14 protein-coding genes and 1 pseudogene are annotated in these 17,299 nt (G+C 45.3%); 13 read left to right on the forward strand and 2 right to left on the reverse strand.

The genetic code is table 11. The features are described from left to right. Positions 1–377 precede the first annotated feature (377 nt). Positions 378–938 carry a manganese efflux pump MntP gene (locus K4A83_RS08825; protein ID WP_265264125.1) on the forward strand — a complete coding sequence of 187 codons (561 nt, stop codon included), beginning with the start codon at positions 378–380 and terminating at the stop codon, positions 936–938. Here the strand turns inward: K4A83_RS08825 and K4A83_RS08830 are convergent. Further along, complete coding sequence (locus K4A83_RS08830; protein WP_265264126.1) at positions 923–1,594, reverse strand: hypothetical protein; 672 nt, start codon at positions 1,592–1,594, stop codon at positions 923–925. The two genes, K4A83_RS08825 and K4A83_RS08830, sit on opposite strands and share 16 nt — an antisense overlap. A gap of 472 nt (positions 1,595–2,066) precedes the next feature. Between K4A83_RS08830 and K4A83_RS08835 the strand changes: the two genes are divergently transcribed. The 12 genes and pseudogenes from K4A83_RS08835 (at position 2,067) to K4A83_RS08890 (ending at position 14,741) form a co-directional block, all read left to right on the forward strand. Then, entirely contained in the window at positions 2,067–2,639 is a 573-nt protein-coding gene (locus K4A83_RS08835) for a cell wall hydrolase (protein ID WP_265264127.1), read from the forward strand. Between the two features lie 230 nt (positions 2,640–2,869). Further along, positions 2,870–4,426: a M16 family metallopeptidase gene (locus K4A83_RS08840; protein ID WP_265264128.1), complete on the forward strand. Its 1,557-nt coding sequence runs from the start codon at positions 2,870–2,872 to the stop codon at positions 4,424–4,426. Between the two features lie 159 nt (positions 4,427–4,585). Continuing rightward, positions 4,586–6,247 carry a CocE/NonD family hydrolase gene (locus tag K4A83_RS08845; protein WP_407809967.1) on the forward strand — a complete coding sequence of 554 codons (1,662 nt, stop codon included), beginning with the start codon at positions 4,586–4,588 and terminating at the stop codon, positions 6,245–6,247. Between the two features lie 73 nt (positions 6,248–6,320). After that, positions 6,321–6,638, forward strand: a pseudogene (locus K4A83_RS08850) (zinc ribbon domain-containing protein); the annotation flags it as partial. A gap of 75 nt (positions 6,639–6,713) precedes the next feature. Then, positions 6,714–7,076 (forward strand): response regulator transcription factor, encoded by a 363-nt coding sequence (locus K4A83_RS08855; protein ID WP_407809963.1) that lies wholly within the window; start codon positions 6,714–6,716, stop codon positions 7,074–7,076. A gap of 160 nt (positions 7,077–7,236) precedes the next feature. Further along, a complete protein-coding gene (locus tag K4A83_RS08860; RefSeq protein ID WP_265264132.1) occupies positions 7,237–7,623 on the forward strand; it encodes a DUF3119 family protein in 387 nt (128 codons plus the stop codon). A gap of 211 nt (positions 7,624–7,834) precedes the next feature. Beyond that, positions 7,835–9,043 carry an RNA-guided endonuclease InsQ/TnpB family protein gene (locus K4A83_RS08865; protein ID WP_265264133.1) on the forward strand — a complete coding sequence of 403 codons (1,209 nt, stop codon included), beginning with the start codon at positions 7,835–7,837 and terminating at the stop codon, positions 9,041–9,043. 71 nt (positions 9,044–9,114) lie between these two features. Beyond that, positions 9,115–10,404 (forward strand): DUF3086 domain-containing protein, encoded by a 1,290-nt coding sequence (locus tag K4A83_RS08870; RefSeq protein ID WP_265264134.1) that lies wholly within the window; start codon positions 9,115–9,117, stop codon positions 10,402–10,404. A gap of 363 nt (positions 10,405–10,767) precedes the next feature. Beyond that, the gene (locus tag K4A83_RS08875) at positions 10,768–11,223 is read left to right on the forward strand and encodes a hypothetical protein (RefSeq protein ID WP_265264135.1); all 456 of its coding nucleotides are present in this window, start codon (positions 10,768–10,770) and stop codon (positions 11,221–11,223) included. A gap of 280 nt (positions 11,224–11,503) precedes the next feature. Beyond that, on the forward strand, positions 11,504–13,813 hold the full coding sequence (locus K4A83_RS08880; protein WP_265264136.1) for an nSTAND1 domain-containing NTPase: 2,310 nt from the start codon (positions 11,504–11,506) through the stop codon (positions 13,811–13,813). A 263-nt stretch (positions 13,814–14,076) separates the two neighbouring features. Continuing rightward, the gene (locus tag K4A83_RS08885) at positions 14,077–14,322 is read left to right on the forward strand and encodes a DUF2281 domain-containing protein (RefSeq protein ID WP_265264137.1); all 246 of its coding nucleotides are present in this window, start codon (positions 14,077–14,079) and stop codon (positions 14,320–14,322) included. Continuing rightward, entirely contained in the window at positions 14,319–14,741 is a 423-nt protein-coding gene (locus K4A83_RS08890; RefSeq protein WP_265264138.1) for a type II toxin-antitoxin system VapC family toxin, read from the forward strand. Before K4A83_RS08885 ends, K4A83_RS08890 begins: the two co-directional genes overlap by 4 nt. Before the next feature lie 336 nt (positions 14,742–15,077). Here K4A83_RS08890 and K4A83_RS08895 read toward each other — a convergent pair whose 3' ends face one another. Further along, positions 15,078–17,258, reverse strand: a complete 2,181-nt coding sequence (locus K4A83_RS08895) for a S8 family serine peptidase (protein WP_265264139.1) — start codon at positions 17,256–17,258, stop codon at positions 15,078–15,080. Positions 17,259–17,299: the final 41 nt, after the last annotated feature.

Below are 17,299 nucleotides of genomic sequence, written 5' to 3' on the forward strand. Positions count from 1 at the left end.
CGGTAGGGCATACCGGATCTAAAGCTTGGGGAGATTTGCCCTCTAGCCTGGTTGGATCAATCCTGCTAGGTTATGGCGAGTCTGTGAACCAAGAATCCTCGTGCCTTTAGGCCGAGGAGTGTCAACTACTGGATATTTCTTCAATCCCGGACTGTATTGATAGTGGGGGGGATAGTTTGATCGAGAGAATTGGTATTGATTCAGAGTTTTGGCCTAGATCAATCCAGTTAGGGAACATCCTACTCCGTAGCAGATTCTAAGACAATAGAACTCAGAAATTGAAAAGATTTATGTAAGGTTTTAGTGAAGTTTACGGAATCATAGCTGAGTTTCTGAAGGAATAAGTACCTTGAATCGCTGACCCGAGAGGAGTGATTATGACTCTGACCACCCTAGGACTCATTTCATTAGGACTAGCTTCTGACACCTTTGCTGTCTCTGTCTCTAGTGGTTTACAAGTCCCTCAACTTAACTGGAAGAAAGCCATACAGATGGCCTTCTGTTTTGGACTATTTCAAGTATTCATGCCATTACTCGGTTGGGGAATTGGTCAAAATTTAGGGGTGGATTTAACGGTGATAAGTGGACAACTCACCGGGATTTTACTAACATTTTTAGGGCTAAAAAGTCTTTACGATGGGATAGTTTCTAATCCGGCACAACCCGAAAATTTATCCTTAGATGGTTTCACCCTGTTAGGATTAGCCTTTGTCTTGAGTTTAGATAGTTTAGGGGTAGGGGTTGGATTAGCTGGGGTAGAAATGGGGATTGTTGAGTTAATGACTATTCTCGGTTTGGTGACAGTGGCTTTCTCCTTACTGGGTTTATGGGTGGGTCATCATTTTGGGGCAATTTTTCAAGGTCAGTTTAAGGTATTAGGTGGCATTTTATTAGTGGGGATTGGGGGGCAAATTTTACTCCCTCATTTACCTTTCTGATTTTTGCGCGGTTTCCCCTCCCAGTACATGGCACGAGCGAGGGGAGTTTTGCTGAACTTAAATTGACAGGAGATGGGATGTAGACTGGTATTGTAAACCCCTACAGTCGGTTGGCTAAATTCCAGGATTAAACGCAGGGTGACGCGATCGCCCTTTTTGGCCGCCTTTAACAACCCATCCGACTTAAACAACGGTTTCGTAAGCTCTAAACTGCCATCTCCTTTCGGTTTTAAACAGGATTCAGCCGTGATTTTTTCCTTCAAGGTTTGTCCAGGAGCCACCAATCCAAACACTTGAGGCTGAGAGAGATCCACCTTCATTCCCGGCACCATCCGGATCACCCGTCGCGACTCTCCCTTAAGATCATTGAGAGTGCTACGCTCCCAATTGATAAACAGCGTCTCCTTCGGACACTTGTTTTTGATCGTGAGTGCGATCGCCTTTAACTGTTCCGGTTTATACAAATCGTCGAATTTAGACTCAATTTCCACCAAATCCTGTAAATTTTGCCGTTCTAAATCCGTTTTTAACGCCTCTTGATCTAACTTCACCGAAACAAACTCATCGAGATCCACCCACATCTGATAAAACACAAACGCCAAGACAATCCCATAAACCGCCAGCACTAAAATATTTTGTTGAACCGGATTTAGCATAGTTATTTAAACAGTAATCACCCCAAAAAAAGTAATTCTAAGTCTTCAACACTTAAACTCGTCTTCCCGGAAGGTTTTACCACTTCTTGACAAAAAAGCAAATTTTTGTAAACTCTATAAAAACAATTAAGAAATCGCCAAATTCTCCTCCAAATTCGTCATAATTACTTAAGGACCCCAAAAACACCCTGCATCTTACGCCATAGAAAACTTCACGAAATCTTTAGTCTTGTAGTTAAACTATCAATGAGTTGTGTGCAAAAATATAAACTATAACAAATAGCAAAAATCAAGCTATTTGCCCGGTTGTATTTGTACGGTGGAAACAACCAGAGGCTAACCTCAAAAACTATACGTTTAATCAGAACAAGAATCAATCAGGACAAGAATCAATCAGGACAAGAATCAATCAGGACAAGAATCAATCAGAACAAGAATCAATCAGAACAAGGATCAATCAGGAGACAGATCAATGCTCACCCACTATAAAGTAAAAACCGGAGAGAGTTTATCTAAAATTGCACGAGACTGGGGGTTATCTTTACCCAGCTTACTCGCCCTGAACCCCCAGATTACTAATCCCCATGTTATTCAAGTTAATGATGTCATTCATTTGCCCTCACTAGATACTAGCCGCTTTCCGAGTACCAGAGACGACCTTGATATTATGGCAAGAACCATCTTTGGAGAAGCGCGAGGAGAGTCCGAATTAGGACAAATAGGGGTTGGTTGGGTCATTATGAACCGAGTCGGCAAAAAAACATGGTATGGTCGCACCGTGGGGGAAGTGTGTTTAAAACCTTGGCAATTTTCTTGTTGGAATTCCAATGATGTTAACCATAGCATTATTAAATCAGTAGAAGAAAGCAATCCAGTTTTTAAGCAATGTCGAGAAAGTGCCGAAAAAGTGTTAACCGCATCCGTCCCTGATCCCACAGGGGGAGCTACTCATTACCACGCCAACTCTATAGCTCGTCCAACTTGGGCGAAAAGTGCAACCTTTACCGTACAAATTGGCAATCATTTATTTTACCTGTTGGGTTAGACGATGTTAGACGGGCAATGCCCGCAATCGCTGTTTGACCCCAGAATCCCCGCACCTTTAGGTCGGGGAGTATGTCAAATCAGCTAAGGCGCAAAGCACATCCAGCCCCTAAAGTGCGAAGTTTTCCCGCACCATCCTTCTGGTAAAAAGCTGAGGAGTTTGGCGAGTCCTTCCCATTCCGCCTAAGATGGGAAAGGATAAACCATCGTCTAACTCTGCGTTTAACACCAATGGAGCGTCAACAAACAGCATCCCGTCCTGTGCAGTGGTTAAAAGTTCTGTCTGGACTCTTTGCCCTACTGCTTATCTGGACCAGCACTATAACCCCAGCCTTGGCTCAAAACCAAGCCCAATCCATTCAACCCTATCTAGATCGGGTGCTTAACCAAGTGACGGAATTTAGCCTCGAAAATGGCATGAAATTCATCGTCCTAGAACGTCATGATGCCCCAGTCATCTCCTTTGTTACCTATGCGGATGTGGGTAGTACCGATGAACCTGAAGGCAAAACAGGTCTTGCTCATTACCTTGAACACCTTGCCTTCAAAGGCACAAAACGCATCGGCACCCGAGACTATGAACAAGAAGCGGTTTTATTAGATCAGCTAGATAACTTGTTTGAACAACTCAAAACCGCTAAAGCAGCAGGAGAGACAGAAAAAGTCGCTCAACTGCAAGCAGATTTTGATCAAGTTCATGCTCAAGCCAAAGATATAGCGATTCAAAACCAATTCGGGCAGATTGTGGAAAAAGAGGGAGGAGTCGGTCTAAATGCAGCCACTTCTGCGGACTCTACAGTATATTTCTACAGCTTCCCCTCTAATAAATTAGAACTGTGGATGTCCTTGGAATCAGAACGCTTCTTAGAACCCGTTTTTCGGGAATTTTTTGAAGAGAAAGAAGTCATTTTAGAAGAACGTCGTTTGGGAGTAGATAATTCCCCCATTGGTCAAATGGTAGAAGCATTTTTAGGGGAAGCGTTTACCACCCATCCTTATCAACATCCCGTCATTGGGTATGAAGAAGATTTACGCAATATGAGACGGGATAATATTCAAGAGTTTTTCGATCTGTACTATGTTCCCAATAACCTTACAGTGGCCATTGTAGGGGATGTCAACCCTAATCAAGTACAACAGTTAGCCGAGGTCTATTTTGGGCGTTATCCTAACCGACCGCAACCCCCTGAAATGACCTTAGTTGAACCACCCCAACAGCAAACCCGGGAAGTCACCCTTACCCTAGAATCCCAACCTTGGTATTTAGAAGGATTTCACCGTCCTGCCATCACAGATCGAGATCATGCCGTTTATCAGATTATGACCAGCATTCTGAGTGATGGTCGCACGTCTCGACTTTATAAGTCCTTAGTGGAAGAGAAACAGGTGGCTTTAAACGCCGAGGGATTTAATGGTTTTCCGGGAGATAAATACCCCAATTTGCTGCTATTTTATGCCCTAACTGCGCCGGATCATACAGTGGATGAGGTAGCGACGGCTTTAGAGACAGAAATTGAACGCATAAAACGAGAACCTGTTACTCAACAGGAATTAGATCGGGCTAAAACCCAAGCCCGGGCTGGTTTGTTGCGTAGTTTAGATTCCAATATGGGAATGGCGCAATTGTTAGTCAGTTATCAGGTGAAAACGGGAAACTGGCGGAATTTATTTCAACAAATTGAGCGCATTTCGGCGGTGACGGCGGCTGATGTGCAACGAGTGGCGCGTAAAACGTTTACGGCGAATAATAAAACAATTGGTCGTTTGTTGAGTGCTAACAATAATTAACAATTATAAATTATTAATTATCAATCATTAATTATCAATTATCAATTGTGAATTTTTCTCTATTCCCGACTAGCAGACTTATTCAGCAAGCCCTAGATACAGAGATATCCAAACCTTTCACGCTCAAAACCCTTGAATATTACCCAGACAACTGTTTCTATGTACACTCGGGATGGCATCCGCCTAGATGCAGATGTCTATACTCCTGATGAATCCGGGGAGTTTCCCGTGTTGTTGATGCGACAACCCTATGGGCGGAAAATTGCCTCAACGGTGGTTTATGCTCATCCCCGTTGGTATGCGGCCCAGGGCTATATTGTGGCGATTCAAGATGTGCGTGGTCGGGGAACTTCAGAAGGGGAGTTTGAGTTATTCATTCGCGAGGGAGAAGATGGAGAAGATGCGGTGAATTGGGCGGCACAATTGCCCAAGAGTTCGGGGGTCGTGGGGATGTATGGGTTTTCCTATCAAGGGATGACGCAACTCTATGCGGCTCAAAATCAACCCCCTGCCCTGAAAGCTCTGTGTCCGGCGATGTTGGCCTATGATCTTTATCATGATTGGGCTTATGAAAATGGGGCGTTTTGTTTACAGGGGAATCTGGGCTGGGCGGTTCAGTTGGCGGCGGAAACGGCTCGCTTAAAAGGGGATAGCACAGCCCACAAAATTCTCTACAGTGCCTCCCGAAACCTCCCGTTTTATGACCCTTCCCCCCGTTTTAAGGAGAGTCTGAATAAATACGCCCCCAGTAATTTCTATCAGCAATGGTTATATCACCCTGACCCTCAAGATTCCTACTGGGAACAATTCACCCCGGATTTAAGCCGGGTGGATTTGCCCATGTTCCATATCGGGGGCTGGTTTGACTCCTACCTGCGCGGTACCTTGCGTTTATATCGCCACTGCCTGACTCACAGCAGGGCTCCCCAACGGTTGCTGATTGGGCCCTGGGGACATATCCCTTGGTGTCGCCGCGTGGGTGCATTAGACTACGGTGCAGAGGCGGCGAGTCCGGTGGATGAGTTACAAGTGCGTTGGTTTGACCATCATTTAAAGGGTCGAGAGACTGGAGAGTTATCACGGCCTCCGGTGCGTCTGTTTATTATGGGGCGCAATCAGTGGCAAGATTTTGAGCAGTTGCCGCAACTTTCCCCTCAAGTGTACTATTGCCACAGCAATGGTTTAGCGAACTTGCGGGAGGATGGGGGGCAACTGCTCACAACTCCCCCGGATAGCTCCCAACGGGATAGCCTTGTTCATGACCCTTGGCGACCTGTTCCGGCGCTGGGGGGTCATGCTGCTACTCCGGCCGGGTCTTTTGAACGGAGCGTTCTTGATGGTCGTAGTGATGTGATTACCTATACTACGCCTCCCCTCTCTCAAGGGTGTCACATTCTCGGTGAAGGGCGGGTCTTAATTTACTGGGAAACGGATGTGGAAACTTTTGATCTGTGTGTTATTTTATCCGAGGTGCGACCGGATGGAACGGTGTACAATCTCACTCAAGGCTATAAACGTATAATTCGGTCGGTGGCGAGTCCTCTGGAAATTCCCTTACAGGAGACGGCTTGTTTTGTGCCGGAGGGTTGTGGTTTGCGCTTAAGTATTAGTGGGGCTTGTTTTCCGGCCTATCCGGTTAATAGTGGTCGAGGAGAAGGGAGAGGCATCCCAGAGTTCATTGATGGGCAAATTATTACGTTACATATTTTATCTGGTTTGGATACCCCCTCACGGGTTATCTTTAACCTGAGCGAAAGACTGCCGTTAGACCCGATAGGGTTAGCGGGAGATGTAAGCGAACCAGCTAACAGAACTGAGTGATAGCGAATCAAAAGGTATTGTCATGTCCTTGACGTTTTTGCGCTTCCTAGTCTAGCCTCAATCTATGCTGATATTAGAGTATTTTGGCAAGGTGTTTGGGAAGGTTACAATGGCGGTAGTACCCAATGGAACCAGTCAAGAATGTTCTAGTTGCGGAACGGTGGTCAAAAAATCCCTTTCTACTCGCACTCGTGTTTGTCGGTGTGGTTGTGAATTAGATCGTGACCATAATAATGCGGCACTCAACATCCTGCAAAAAGGAATAGGTACAGTAGGGCATACTGGAACTTACGGGCTAGACCCGTTAAACGCTTCTGGAGAAATGACCTCTACTTTGGTTGGAGCAATCCTGTCAGAGCAAGTTGCTTCGCAGACAGAAGAATCCCCCTAAGAATTGCCGAACGCAATTAACGGCGGGAGTGTCAAGTCATGCTCTGTTTTTTATCGTTAGGGAACTGTTGGTTTTATGAAGATGGCGCTTATTGTTGAAGATGGTGTAACAGACCGAGAATTTTTAACCCGTCAACTACAAGAGTCGGGTTTAACGGTGATTACGGCTGGAAGTGTGGAAGAGGCGCAAGGAAAATTGGGTCAAAGTAAACCGGATATTATTTTCTTGGATGTGATTCTACCGGGTCAAAGTGGTTTTGAGTTTTGTCGTTTTTTAAAAAGTAGTCCTGACACGAAACAAATTCCGGTGGTCATTTGTTCGACGAAGGGGACGGATGTGGATAAAACATGGGGAACTATGTTGGGGGCGGATGATTATTTAATTAAGCCTGTGGATCCTGATGCTTTGAAAAAAACGTTGAGTAAGTTGAGATTTTAGGCTTGAATGTTGATGCTCTCTGAGTGAACTCAAGTTATGGTGGGGGCGTTCTGACCATATTTCAGCTAAAATACAGGGGAGACGGTGAACTTGATGGCACTGTCTCGGCTCTTTTATGTTCAAAACCGTCGGGGACGGAGTTGCAAACCTAATTGTTCTGATGAGTAATACCGGATCTACTGTTGTTCGTGATAATACAATTGAACTCACGCCAAGTTATCGTTTACCTTTGTTTTTGTTGGTGGGGGCAATCCCTTTGTTTTGGCTGCAATTTTGGTTAGGGGGGGCGATCGCACTTTTTGCCGTTTTCCTCTGCATTCAAACGGCGACGCTGCGTTTAGTCTTTACAGAAACGGCACTAGATGTTTACCGGGGCCGGACTCTAATCCGTCATTTTCCCTATGAAGATTGGCAAAACTGGCGCATTTTTTGGCCGGGCGTTCCGATTTTGTTTTATTTCAAGGAGGTTAAAAGTATTCACTTTTTACCGATTATTTTCGATCCTGAAGCCCTAAAGGATTGTCTCCAACCTCTACCGCGCATCTAATTAATTATCAATGGTCAAGACTCAGTTCTCAAGGGCCAATGATCAAAGGATGAGTGGATTGATTATCAATTATCAATTTTTAACAAAATGTTGCGGAATTCCCCTTCCTTCCTTGCAGGGAGGGGATGAATAGCAACCCATAAACAAACTGAGCGATAGGGAATCATCGGATGAGCAGCTACAATGTGATCGGCAACAGCAAATCAAGATAATGTATAAGGCGTACAAGTATCGCATCTACCCAACCGACGACCAAAAAGCATCTCTCGCCAAGGCCTTTGGATGCTGTCGTTGGTATTGGAATTTTGCACTCAACCTATGCCAAGAAACCTATCTCAAGACAGGCAAAGGATTATCTCGTGGATATATCCAGGGTCTGTTGCCAGGGTTAAAAAAGGAATACCCTTGGCTAACGGATGCCTATTCCCAGTCCTTGCAAGTTGTTGCTCTCAATCTTTCCACTGCCTACAAAAACTGCTTTGAGAAGCGGGCGCAATTGCCCCGTTTCAAGTCAAAGCATGGTCGGCAGTCCTTAAGTTATCCCGCCAACGTTAAGTTTGAGGGAGACTATATCAAACTGCCTGGGAAGATTGGGCTAGTCTACTGCCATATTCATCGAGCATTTGAAGGGACAATCAAAACTGTGACTGTCTCCCAAAATTCTGATGGACAATACTATGCTTCGGTATTGGTGGATGATGGGCAAGAAACTCCCAGTCAGTCTACCGAAGGTAAAGCGGTTGGCATTGACGTTGGATTGACTCATTTCGCCATTACCAGTGATGGGTCAAAGTATGAGAATCCCCGTCATTTCGCCAAACACCACCGTAACCTTAAACGCCAACAACAAAAACTATCCCGCAAGCAAAAGGGGAGTCAGAATAGAACTAAAGCTAAACAAAAAGTAGCTAAGGTTTATGGCAAGACGACCCGTTGCCGTGAGGACTTTCTACACAAACTATCCCGCAAGATAGTCAACGAAAACCAAGTTATTGCTGTAGAAAATCTGAATGTAAAAGGGATGGTACGAAACCCCAAACTAGCCAAGGCGATTAGTGATGTGGGCTGGGGAATGTTCACCACAATGCTTAAATATAAAGCGGAGTGGGAAGGAAAAACCTATATTGAGGTTGACCGTTTCTTTGCCTCCTCTAAAACCTGTCACCTTTGCCTCAACCGAGTAGAGAGTTTGCCGTTAGATATGCGTCAATGGCAATGTCAACATTGTGGGACTTGCCATGATCGAGATGTCAATGCGGCACAAAACATCAGAAATGAAGCCTTGCGGATCTTGTCGTTGGGAACCAGCGATACTGCCTGGGGAGGGAGTGTAAGACAACCTGGCAAAACATCGGTTTTGTTAGATGCAGTTCCCGTTGAATCAGGAAGCCCCATCCTCGCCAACGGCAGGGTGGGGTAGTTCACTTCCCTATCTCCCCATCTCGCCTAATTTTTGATCCGTATTTTTGATCCATAGTACCAACCAGCACAATGAATTCTGACGAAACCCAAATTCCTAAACCTCTGTCTGACTCCGAGTTTTATGAGGAGACAACACCGGATGTTACGGAGGAGAGTACAGGATCTCAAAATCTCCAACCCTTGCCGGAGTTAACCCCTGTGGGAGTGAAACCTCAAGGAGGGGAAAATCAGCCACCGCTTCAGGATTTCGCCAAGCTGGACAGGGAATCGACTTCGGAGGATGCACCCAACTCTCTGGTTGGTTCAGAACTTAATGAGATGGATTTAGAGGCAGTCTACGAACAAACTGAACCCCCTATACCGCCTATGCCCCCCACGGATTTAGAACAAGAAGTGCGGGACTTAGAACGGCAAAAAGCCCAGCTAGAGGCGGAAGTGGCGGCATTGCGGGCGGAAAAACAACGCTGGTTAGAAGGGGAAACCCAACCCATTCAACAGGTTATTGAACAAATGATGCGGGAAGGGTTGAAGGAATTGGAAAGCCAGAAACAAGCTCTACAAGCGTCTGTAGAGCAGTTGGAGAAACGGCGCGATCGCATCTCCCAAGAAATGCGTCGTTCTTTTGCCGGAACGTCCCAAGAAATCGCCATTCGGGTCCAAGGGTTTAAAGAGTATTTAGTGGGCAGTTTACAGGACTTAGCGGCCGCGGCTGAACAGTTAGACTTACCCAACTATCAAAACCGGGACATTCCACCGGACACCGGGCGACGTTCCCCCCGAGGAGAAATGCCGGAGGAGGTACCGACTCCCCAATTCGCCAAGCAGAATTTCCTGGACCAACGGCGACAAGTGACGGCCATTCTGGATCAATATCGCACCAAACCGGACTATTATGGCCCCCCGTGGCAACTGCGCCGTACTTTTGAACCCATCCACGCGGAACGGGTGCAGGATTGGTTTTTTAAACAAGGAGGACGGGGAGCGATTCGTTCGATGGGGAGTCGCTTACAGAATATACTGGTGGCTTCGGCGGTGATTGGGGTGTTGCACAGTGTTTATCGCGATCGCCTGCGGGTGTTAGTGTTAGCCAACACACCGGAACGCCTAGGAGAATGGCGGCGCGGTTTACAGGACTGTCTAGGCATCTCCCGCAGTGATTTCGGCCCATCGAGAGGGATTGGTTTATTTGAGTCCCCAGAAGCTCTAGTCCAAAAAGCGGAACGTTTAGTCGAGGACAAGTTACTCCCGGTGATCATCATGGACGAAACCGAGGATCTGATTAACTTATCTCTCCTACAATTTCCCCTCTGGTTAGCCTTTGCCCGAGATCCCAATCAAAGTTCTAGTTATCTCTATTGAGACTAAACCAGTTCTCAATCTTCCGAGGTTGGAAGTAGTTTGTTTTTTTGCTGATACTTTCAGGGGGCTGTAGTCAGCAAGAGAATGTCTTGCGCTGGTTGTTTTTTCCCTTGGCACGGCAAAGATTTTGAGACTACAATTAGCATGGAGGGTGTCAAAATATCCCGGTTCACCTTGCACTGAGTCCGCATTAAGACGCGAATAAAAGTTGTGAAAGTTGGAGTTACTTTGGGCGAATACTCCGAGGATTGATTGAAGCAGAAGAGAAAATCGAATAAGGGATATCCCCCATGCCACTCGCACAGTAGCGGAACGTGGGTTTTGTGCTGATACTCTCTAATCCAGTAGATGAGGATTCAACTCATGGATGTTATTGCAGTTTCTCGGTTCTTGATTCCCTGTGTCCCGTTTCTGGTCAAAAAAGCCGGGGAAGTCGATGTGGGGGATGTCGTGAGCAAGGTGGGGAAGAATACATGGGAGGTCAGCCAGAAAATCTGGGCGGTGTTAAAGCCGAAAATTGATCTCGAAGCGGCGACGAAAGTCATTATGGAAGAGTTGGCGAAAAAGCCCGATGAAACAGTATGGCAAGAAGCCTTTAAGCAAAAACTCACAGAAATGTTGGAGAATGATGCGGAATTGAGGGCGGCGCTGGGGAAGATTAAAGAAGGCTCAGAAGAAGCTCATGAGGGGGGCGATTCGGTCACACAAACTATCCATACTATGGACGGGGGACAGGCGATCGCATCAATGAAGGATAGTAAAGCCGCTAACGTTGATAGTAGTGGAAGTAACAGCACTATCAACGTCACCCAGTCATGAATGACTATTTGAAAGGGAAAAAAGAATGCTAGCTGTAGGTTGGGTGCAGCGACAGCGAAACCCAACACCCCGCGCTAGCCAACATTTCAGCATTTCATGTTAATTCAACCCCCTTCATCATGAGAACTAAAGTTCTCTCGCTCCTCCAGTGTTCGTAGTGGGGATTTTAGTTCTCTCCTATGGCTTCTCAGCTAGTATCGGGTTCTCTTGACATAACTAGAACTTGTGAACTGAGTCGGGTCAATGGTCACACATCAAGCGACAGCTTGGGGGAATTGTCATGGAAAATAATCAGATTAGCCAACGAGTGGATCACGCTGAGAAAAGCCAAATTATCAGCAAAATGCTCAATAGCATGGCGATTAGTTTGTCCCTAGATGGCACCGGAAATCAGGTGATTATTTATCCAGATCGTTCTCTTGATCTGCCGAAGAAAACGCCACCTTTCCGGGAATTGGGGCCTAATCCCTATAAGGGATTACTGGCTTTTCAGGAAACCGACAGCGATCGCTTTTTTGGTCGAGAAACCCAAGTCGCTAAACTGTGGGAGCAACTGCGCACCCTTTACGAAAGTGACAGCAAATCCCGAATTTTAATCGTCTATGGGCCTTCGGGATCCGGGAAATCTTCCCTCGTGCGCGCTGGACTCATTCCCCAATTAGTCCGGCAACCGTTACCTGTACAAGGGGGGGTGAGGATTGCCTCCTTTATCCCCGGCACTCATCCCCTCGACGCTTTAGCGAATGCTTTAGCGAGGGTAGCGACGGATGATCTTTCTCCTGCGACGAAAAGTCTGGAGTTTCTGGATCTCATCCAAAAATTGGGCAAACGGCAGAATGAGGACAAATTTACTGGGCTATGGAAGATTGGGGCGATTTTACCGAATATTAATACTTGTCCGTTGATTGTATTGGTGGATCAGTTTGAGGAAATTTACTCTCAGTGTAAATCTGCCGAGGAACGGGATCTATTTATTGGGAATTTACTCTATGCGGCAGGCGATCGCGGTAAACAGGTGAGTGTGATTCTCACATTCCGCAGTGACTTTTTAGGGGAATTACAACAACATCCCCCATTATATCGGCTCTTCTCTGCCCCGGAACATGGGCATCTCATCCATCCCATGCTACCTGATGAGTTGCGGCGTGCGATCGCCAAACCCGCCGAACTCGCCCATCATCCCTTTGAGGATACCTTAATAGACTTATTACTCGAACAAATTGAAGGACGAGAGAACGCGCTCCCCCTCTTACAATTTGCCTTAAAACGCATTTGGGAAGGATTAAAAGTGGGTATTCCTGCGGTTAAAACCCTTGAAGAAATTGGCGGAGTGGGCGGCGCTTTAGCCGGAGAAGCCCAGCGTTTATATGAACAATTAACCCCCGCCGATCAAATCTTAGCTCGTCGTATTTTCTTAGGGTTAGTGGAAGTGGGAGAGTATGGAACTGACAGCCATTACAGTCGCCGTCGGGTGTTATTTTCTGAACTGGTTGCTCAACGGGAGGAAGAGGAACGAGTGCGGGCAATTATTCGCCAATTTTCTGAACCCAGTGTGCGGTTTTTAAGTGTTTATTCAGATCATAAAAATGGTGATACGACTGAAGAGAGGAAGCGCTATAACACCATTGAAGTTGCCCATGAGGCCTTAATTCGCAATTGGGGTCAATTAGGAGAGTGGTTGAAGCAACATGAGCAGAAGTTAGCCAGAAAGCGACGCATTGAACAGCTTGCTCAAGAATGGTTAGATGCAGGCAAGGTAAGCGGTTATTTACTGAAGGATCGACCTTTAGATGATGCAAAAAAGTTCATGGCGACTTGTGATTCTGAAACGAAATTGTCAAGTTTAGCTTTGGAGTTTGTGAAAAAAAGTCAATGGAAGCAAAGAACCCGTTTAGGGATGCTCTTGAGCGGTTTATTTTTGGGTGTATTTGTACCATCTATTTATGCAATTCATACACAAAAACTGAACGAAGCAACCCAAATTTTAAATACAGCAGAGGGGAGTTGTCCTCGTAACCCTAGAATAGTGGGAACTTTACAATACCTTAAATTCGCAAGTTTGTTTGATCGTAATCTTTTAACCCGACCTCAATCCAACTTATGTTATGCTGTCATTACTAATATCAATCTTGACGGATTTACTTTCATAGAATCTGATTTCCAAAATGCTAACTTACAAAAAACTAAGTTAAGAAAAGCCCTTTTAGACAACACAAAATTTCAAGGAGCTTTTCTAGAAGAGGCTGATTTTCGTGATTCTGTTTTAACTAAGGCAAAGCTTGATTGTTTCAATAATGATTGTTCTAACTCTGACAATATAACACAATTAAGTAATGCAGATTTTCGGAAAACAACCCTCCTTAATACGAGCTTCAAAAATGCGGTGATGTATAACGTAAAACTTGATCAAGCAAAGTTATATGGTACTGATTTAAGTGAAGTCAAAGGGTTAACCAATAACCAATTAGATGGGGCAGAACTTTGTCAAGTTACCTTACCCGATTATTTGCGAAATGACAAAAACCTTGATCCAGACCGGGATTGTAATGACGCTATTAGATTAATGATTACTTCACTCAAGGATGAATAAGTTGTATCGAAATCCCGTAACTTTCATTTTTCAACCTCTCACCGATTAAAATTTTACAGATGTTTGTATTGCGTATTTTGGGGGGTATAGTCATCTGGATGTATCGGGTTGTCTTGATACAAGTGACCGAGGAAACTCTTGACAATTTGCACCAAATTAGATAGAATGAAACTATTGTTTTTTAAGTATTTATTGGAAAAAATAAAAATTTTGAGGTCGGTAATTTCTGAACATTAGACAGTTCTAAATCAAGATAAATAACTATGCTTCCCCTAGACATAGCCATCCAAAAAATTCAACAATTGCCTCCTGAGCAATGGCAAAAGGTGCTTGAATTCATAGAATTCTTAGAATACCAATCTATGCACCAGCAAAAAGCAACTAAAACCGTAGAAACTTCTGAGATTTCATTTGCAGAGGCAGCCAAAGAATTTATTGGCTGTCTCGATAGTGACTTAGAAGATTTGTCCTACAATCCTAAGTATTTAGAAGAGTTAGGTCAAGAATGAGTCCAAAAATTATTGTAGACACTGGAGTTTTAATTGCTTTTCTCTTGCCCAAGGATAAATTTCATTTTTGGGCTGTTAACCAATTTTCAAAAATTACTGCTCCTGTCATCACCAATGAGGCAGTAATCACAGAAGCCTGTTTTCTAGCCCGAAGGATTCATCAAGGGCCAGCAACTATTTTAAAATTAATCAAACAAGGATATCTGGTTATACCTTTTACCTTAAACCAAGAAATAGAGGCGATAGAGAGCCTGATGCAACGCTATATTTCAGTCCCCATGTCGTTAGCCGATGCCTGTTTAGTGAGAATGAGTGAAATGTATGAAGATAGCCAAATTCTAACCCTAGATAGTGATTTTACAATTTATCGAAAACACCGAAACCAAACGATTTCCATCATTATGCCACTCAATAATTAAGCCAACTCGTAAAAATGTGAACAGATTATCCCCTAATATTAAGATCAGGTTGTTATTATCAAAAAAAAGCCCCCATTTTATCAAAATAGAAGCTTTTTGTAAAGTTACTTTCTAACACTCAACAAATGTGCTGGCCAGAGTCTACTCGTGACGGCTTTTCCTTCCCTTGTCGTCTACACTTAAGAAAGTTTTATCTCCGATTTTTGCCCGTTCTTTTGAGTATGAATTGCGATTACGCTTTTCCAATTATAGCTAGTCCTAATGAGACGTGAACTCTGGGCTATTGTCCTATGTCGATTCCAGGCGAGCCTTTTTTGCACGACTCAGATAGGTTCGCTATATCTGTTTCCAATTATGTGGTAGCTTTCGATACCAGACGCTTTGATCAGGACAGCAAGCCAATTCCCCGTTTCCATTTTCAAGTTGATGTAGAGTACAGGTTTGACCGTACAAGTCAACTGTCTTAACTCCATTGAAGGTATCTATATCACTTTGAAGACTATACGGTACACTAGAAGATGAAACTGAATCGAAACTATAAATCTCAGCACCACATTTTGATAAAGCACTAATAGCTTGTTTTCTCACAGTATCATTTCCATGCTCTACAAGCATTGTTAAAACCTTAATAGCTGTTCCTTGATACCGTCCTAACTGTAGTAGCGCTTCTGCCGCAGCTACAGCATTTTCTTGAATTATCTTGGTAGCATCTTGTGGATCTGGCTTTTCCTGACTCTCTGCTTTTTTAAACGTCAAATAATCTTCTAAGGATTTGCGTAAGGAATAGCTTAAACGAGTCACTTGAGAACGGGGTGAAAAGTTCTGTAATCCCAGTTTAAACTCAACATCTTCAATCTCATTCTGGTCAAATTTTGCCCGAATGAGTTGATCAATTTCCCATTGAATCTCTTCCAAATTTGCCCGCAGTTTAGGATAATCCGTCATGGTTTTTTTCCTCATAATAGGACGCTGAAAAGCTGGAAATTCCCTAGAATCTTGGGTAGCACCCGCGAAGGTCTGAACTTGCTCTCTACCCTGAAGAAATGCGATCGCCTTTTCCCCATCCACCAAACCCGCACCCGTTGCCAAATCAACACCCGGCTGCGCAGGATAGCCCCCCGAAACTGGGTTAGAATACCCCCTCACAATATCCCGCGTCGTTTCTCGTAAAATTCGCCTAATCTCAACCGGGGTAAGATTCGGTTGCACTTGTCGCAATAAGGCACAAATTCCCGCCACTTGGGGGGTAGCGGCCGATGTTCCACTGAAGGCTGCCCAGCCATCTTCGGCATCGGTTCCGTCTCCAATGGCGGCATACTTGCGGTCAAGCTCACTACCGGGGGGAACAGGTAACAGGATATAGTCGCCATGGGGACTTTTCCCCACTAAACCACAGATATCCGGAACAGGACGCTGGGGATACACCACACTGACAAAACCACTGGCCGCGTCACTAGCTTCTAACTCCCCTTGGCCGTCTTGGGGATGCCAATATACCCCCCCAACGGCAATCACATCCGGGTGTTGAGCGGGAAACCCCCAACCCCCATTTCCAGCCGCAAAAAGTACCACAATCCCCCGATAGACGGCATCAGCAACGGTGGCCGCCAATACCCGATCATGGGCAGAGAGTTGATCCCCCCGTAGGTTTGACCCCCAACTACAGGAGATAATGTCGGGATGGAGGGCAATAGCTCGTTTTAATCCGCCGATACAGTTGACGTTTTTGCCCGGTTCGTTCTCTCGGACTGTGATGTTGGTTTTAATTACAGTCAGTTGAACATCGGGTGCGATCGCCAACAAATTCGCAGAAACCCCTGTCCCGTGACCATTTTCGTCCCACTCTGGGTCATCCGCCCCGGGGCCGAGAACCACATTCACCTGATAGTTCTGTTCCTTAAAATAGTGATGTCGATACCATCCCGTATCCACGATTACCACTCGGACTCCTTGCCCCCGAATGCCCTGTTCATGCACCTTCTGGGTATTGAGTCCCCGCAGGAGATCCTCTGGAATCTGAAGATAATCACTCCTGACGGCTGGAGGCAAGGGGGAGGGAATTTTATACTGGAGATAGGTCAGGGGTTCATTAATAGCAATGCCGTCTAAAACATCCCTTAAAGCGGCGGTTTTCGTCGTATCGATGCGCCCAAATTGTTTGGTGTCCGGGGTGTTGATAAAATTAGACGTGGTGATGACTCCTGGTGCCGTCATAACGGGTCGATCGAAGGTGATCAGTTGAGTAGCAAGGGATTGCTCATACACCTCGACGGGGGCGGCAATTGTGAGGGAAAATGCCCCCTCTTCTAAAACCTCAAAACCCAGTTCTGATAAGCGTTGGCGGGCTGTTTCTAAAGCGGTGCGATCGCCATAAAAACCCCGCACATTTTCCTGTGTGACCGCCTCAGCGCTAGAAAGCAAAGACCCCCCACTCTGAGAACGAATAACAGCCTCAGCATAAATCTTAGGTGGAAAAGGTGCAGACAAAAGCGCATCGGGAAGCTCGACCTCAGACATAGCATTTCACCAGTCTTAACACTTCCGGTTGTAGTTATAAA

It is taken from the genome of Spirulina subsalsa FACHB-351, from assembly GCF_026130165.1.
GTDB classification, from domain to species: Bacteria; Cyanobacteriota; Cyanobacteriia; order Cyanobacteriales; family Spirulinaceae; genus Spirulina_A; species Spirulina_A subsalsa_A.

Excerpts from the sequence above, each read along its gene's own strand:
- K4A83_RS08825 (WP_265264125.1), top strand. The coding sequence starts at position 378 with ATGACTCTGACCACCCTAGGACTCATTTCATTAGGACTAGCTTCTGAC.
- K4A83_RS08830 (WP_265264126.1), bottom strand. The coding sequence starts at position 1,594 with ATGCTAAATCCGGTTCAACAAAATATTTTAGTGCTGGCGGTTTATGGG.
- K4A83_RS08835 (WP_265264127.1), top strand. The coding sequence starts at position 2,067 with ATGCTCACCCACTATAAAGTAAAAACCGGAGAGAGTTTATCTAAAATT.
- K4A83_RS08840 (WP_265264128.1), top strand. The coding sequence starts at position 2,870 with ATGGAGCGTCAACAAACAGCATCCCGTCCTGTGCAGTGGTTAAAAGTT.
- K4A83_RS08845 (WP_407809967.1), top strand. The coding sequence starts at position 4,586 with ATGTACACTCGGGATGGCATCCGCCTAGATGCAGATGTCTATACTCCT.
- K4A83_RS08855 (WP_407809963.1), top strand. The coding sequence starts at position 6,714 with ATGAAGATGGCGCTTATTGTTGAAGATGGTGTAACAGACCGAGAATTT.
- K4A83_RS08860 (WP_265264132.1), top strand. The coding sequence starts at position 7,237 with ATGAGTAATACCGGATCTACTGTTGTTCGTGATAATACAATTGAACTC.
- K4A83_RS08865 (WP_265264133.1), top strand. The coding sequence starts at position 7,835 with ATGTATAAGGCGTACAAGTATCGCATCTACCCAACCGACGACCAAAAA.
- K4A83_RS08870 (WP_265264134.1), top strand. The coding sequence starts at position 9,115 with ATGAATTCTGACGAAACCCAAATTCCTAAACCTCTGTCTGACTCCGAG.
- K4A83_RS08875 (WP_265264135.1), top strand. The coding sequence starts at position 10,768 with ATGGATGTTATTGCAGTTTCTCGGTTCTTGATTCCCTGTGTCCCGTTT.
- K4A83_RS08880 (WP_265264136.1), top strand. The coding sequence starts at position 11,504 with ATGGAAAATAATCAGATTAGCCAACGAGTGGATCACGCTGAGAAAAGC.
- K4A83_RS08885 (WP_265264137.1), top strand. The coding sequence starts at position 14,077 with ATGCTTCCCCTAGACATAGCCATCCAAAAAATTCAACAATTGCCTCCT.
- K4A83_RS08890 (WP_265264138.1), top strand. The coding sequence starts at position 14,319 with ATGAGTCCAAAAATTATTGTAGACACTGGAGTTTTAATTGCTTTTCTC.
- K4A83_RS08895 (WP_265264139.1), bottom strand. The coding sequence starts at position 17,258 with ATGTCTGAGGTCGAGCTTCCCGATGCGCTTTTGTCTGCACCTTTTCCA.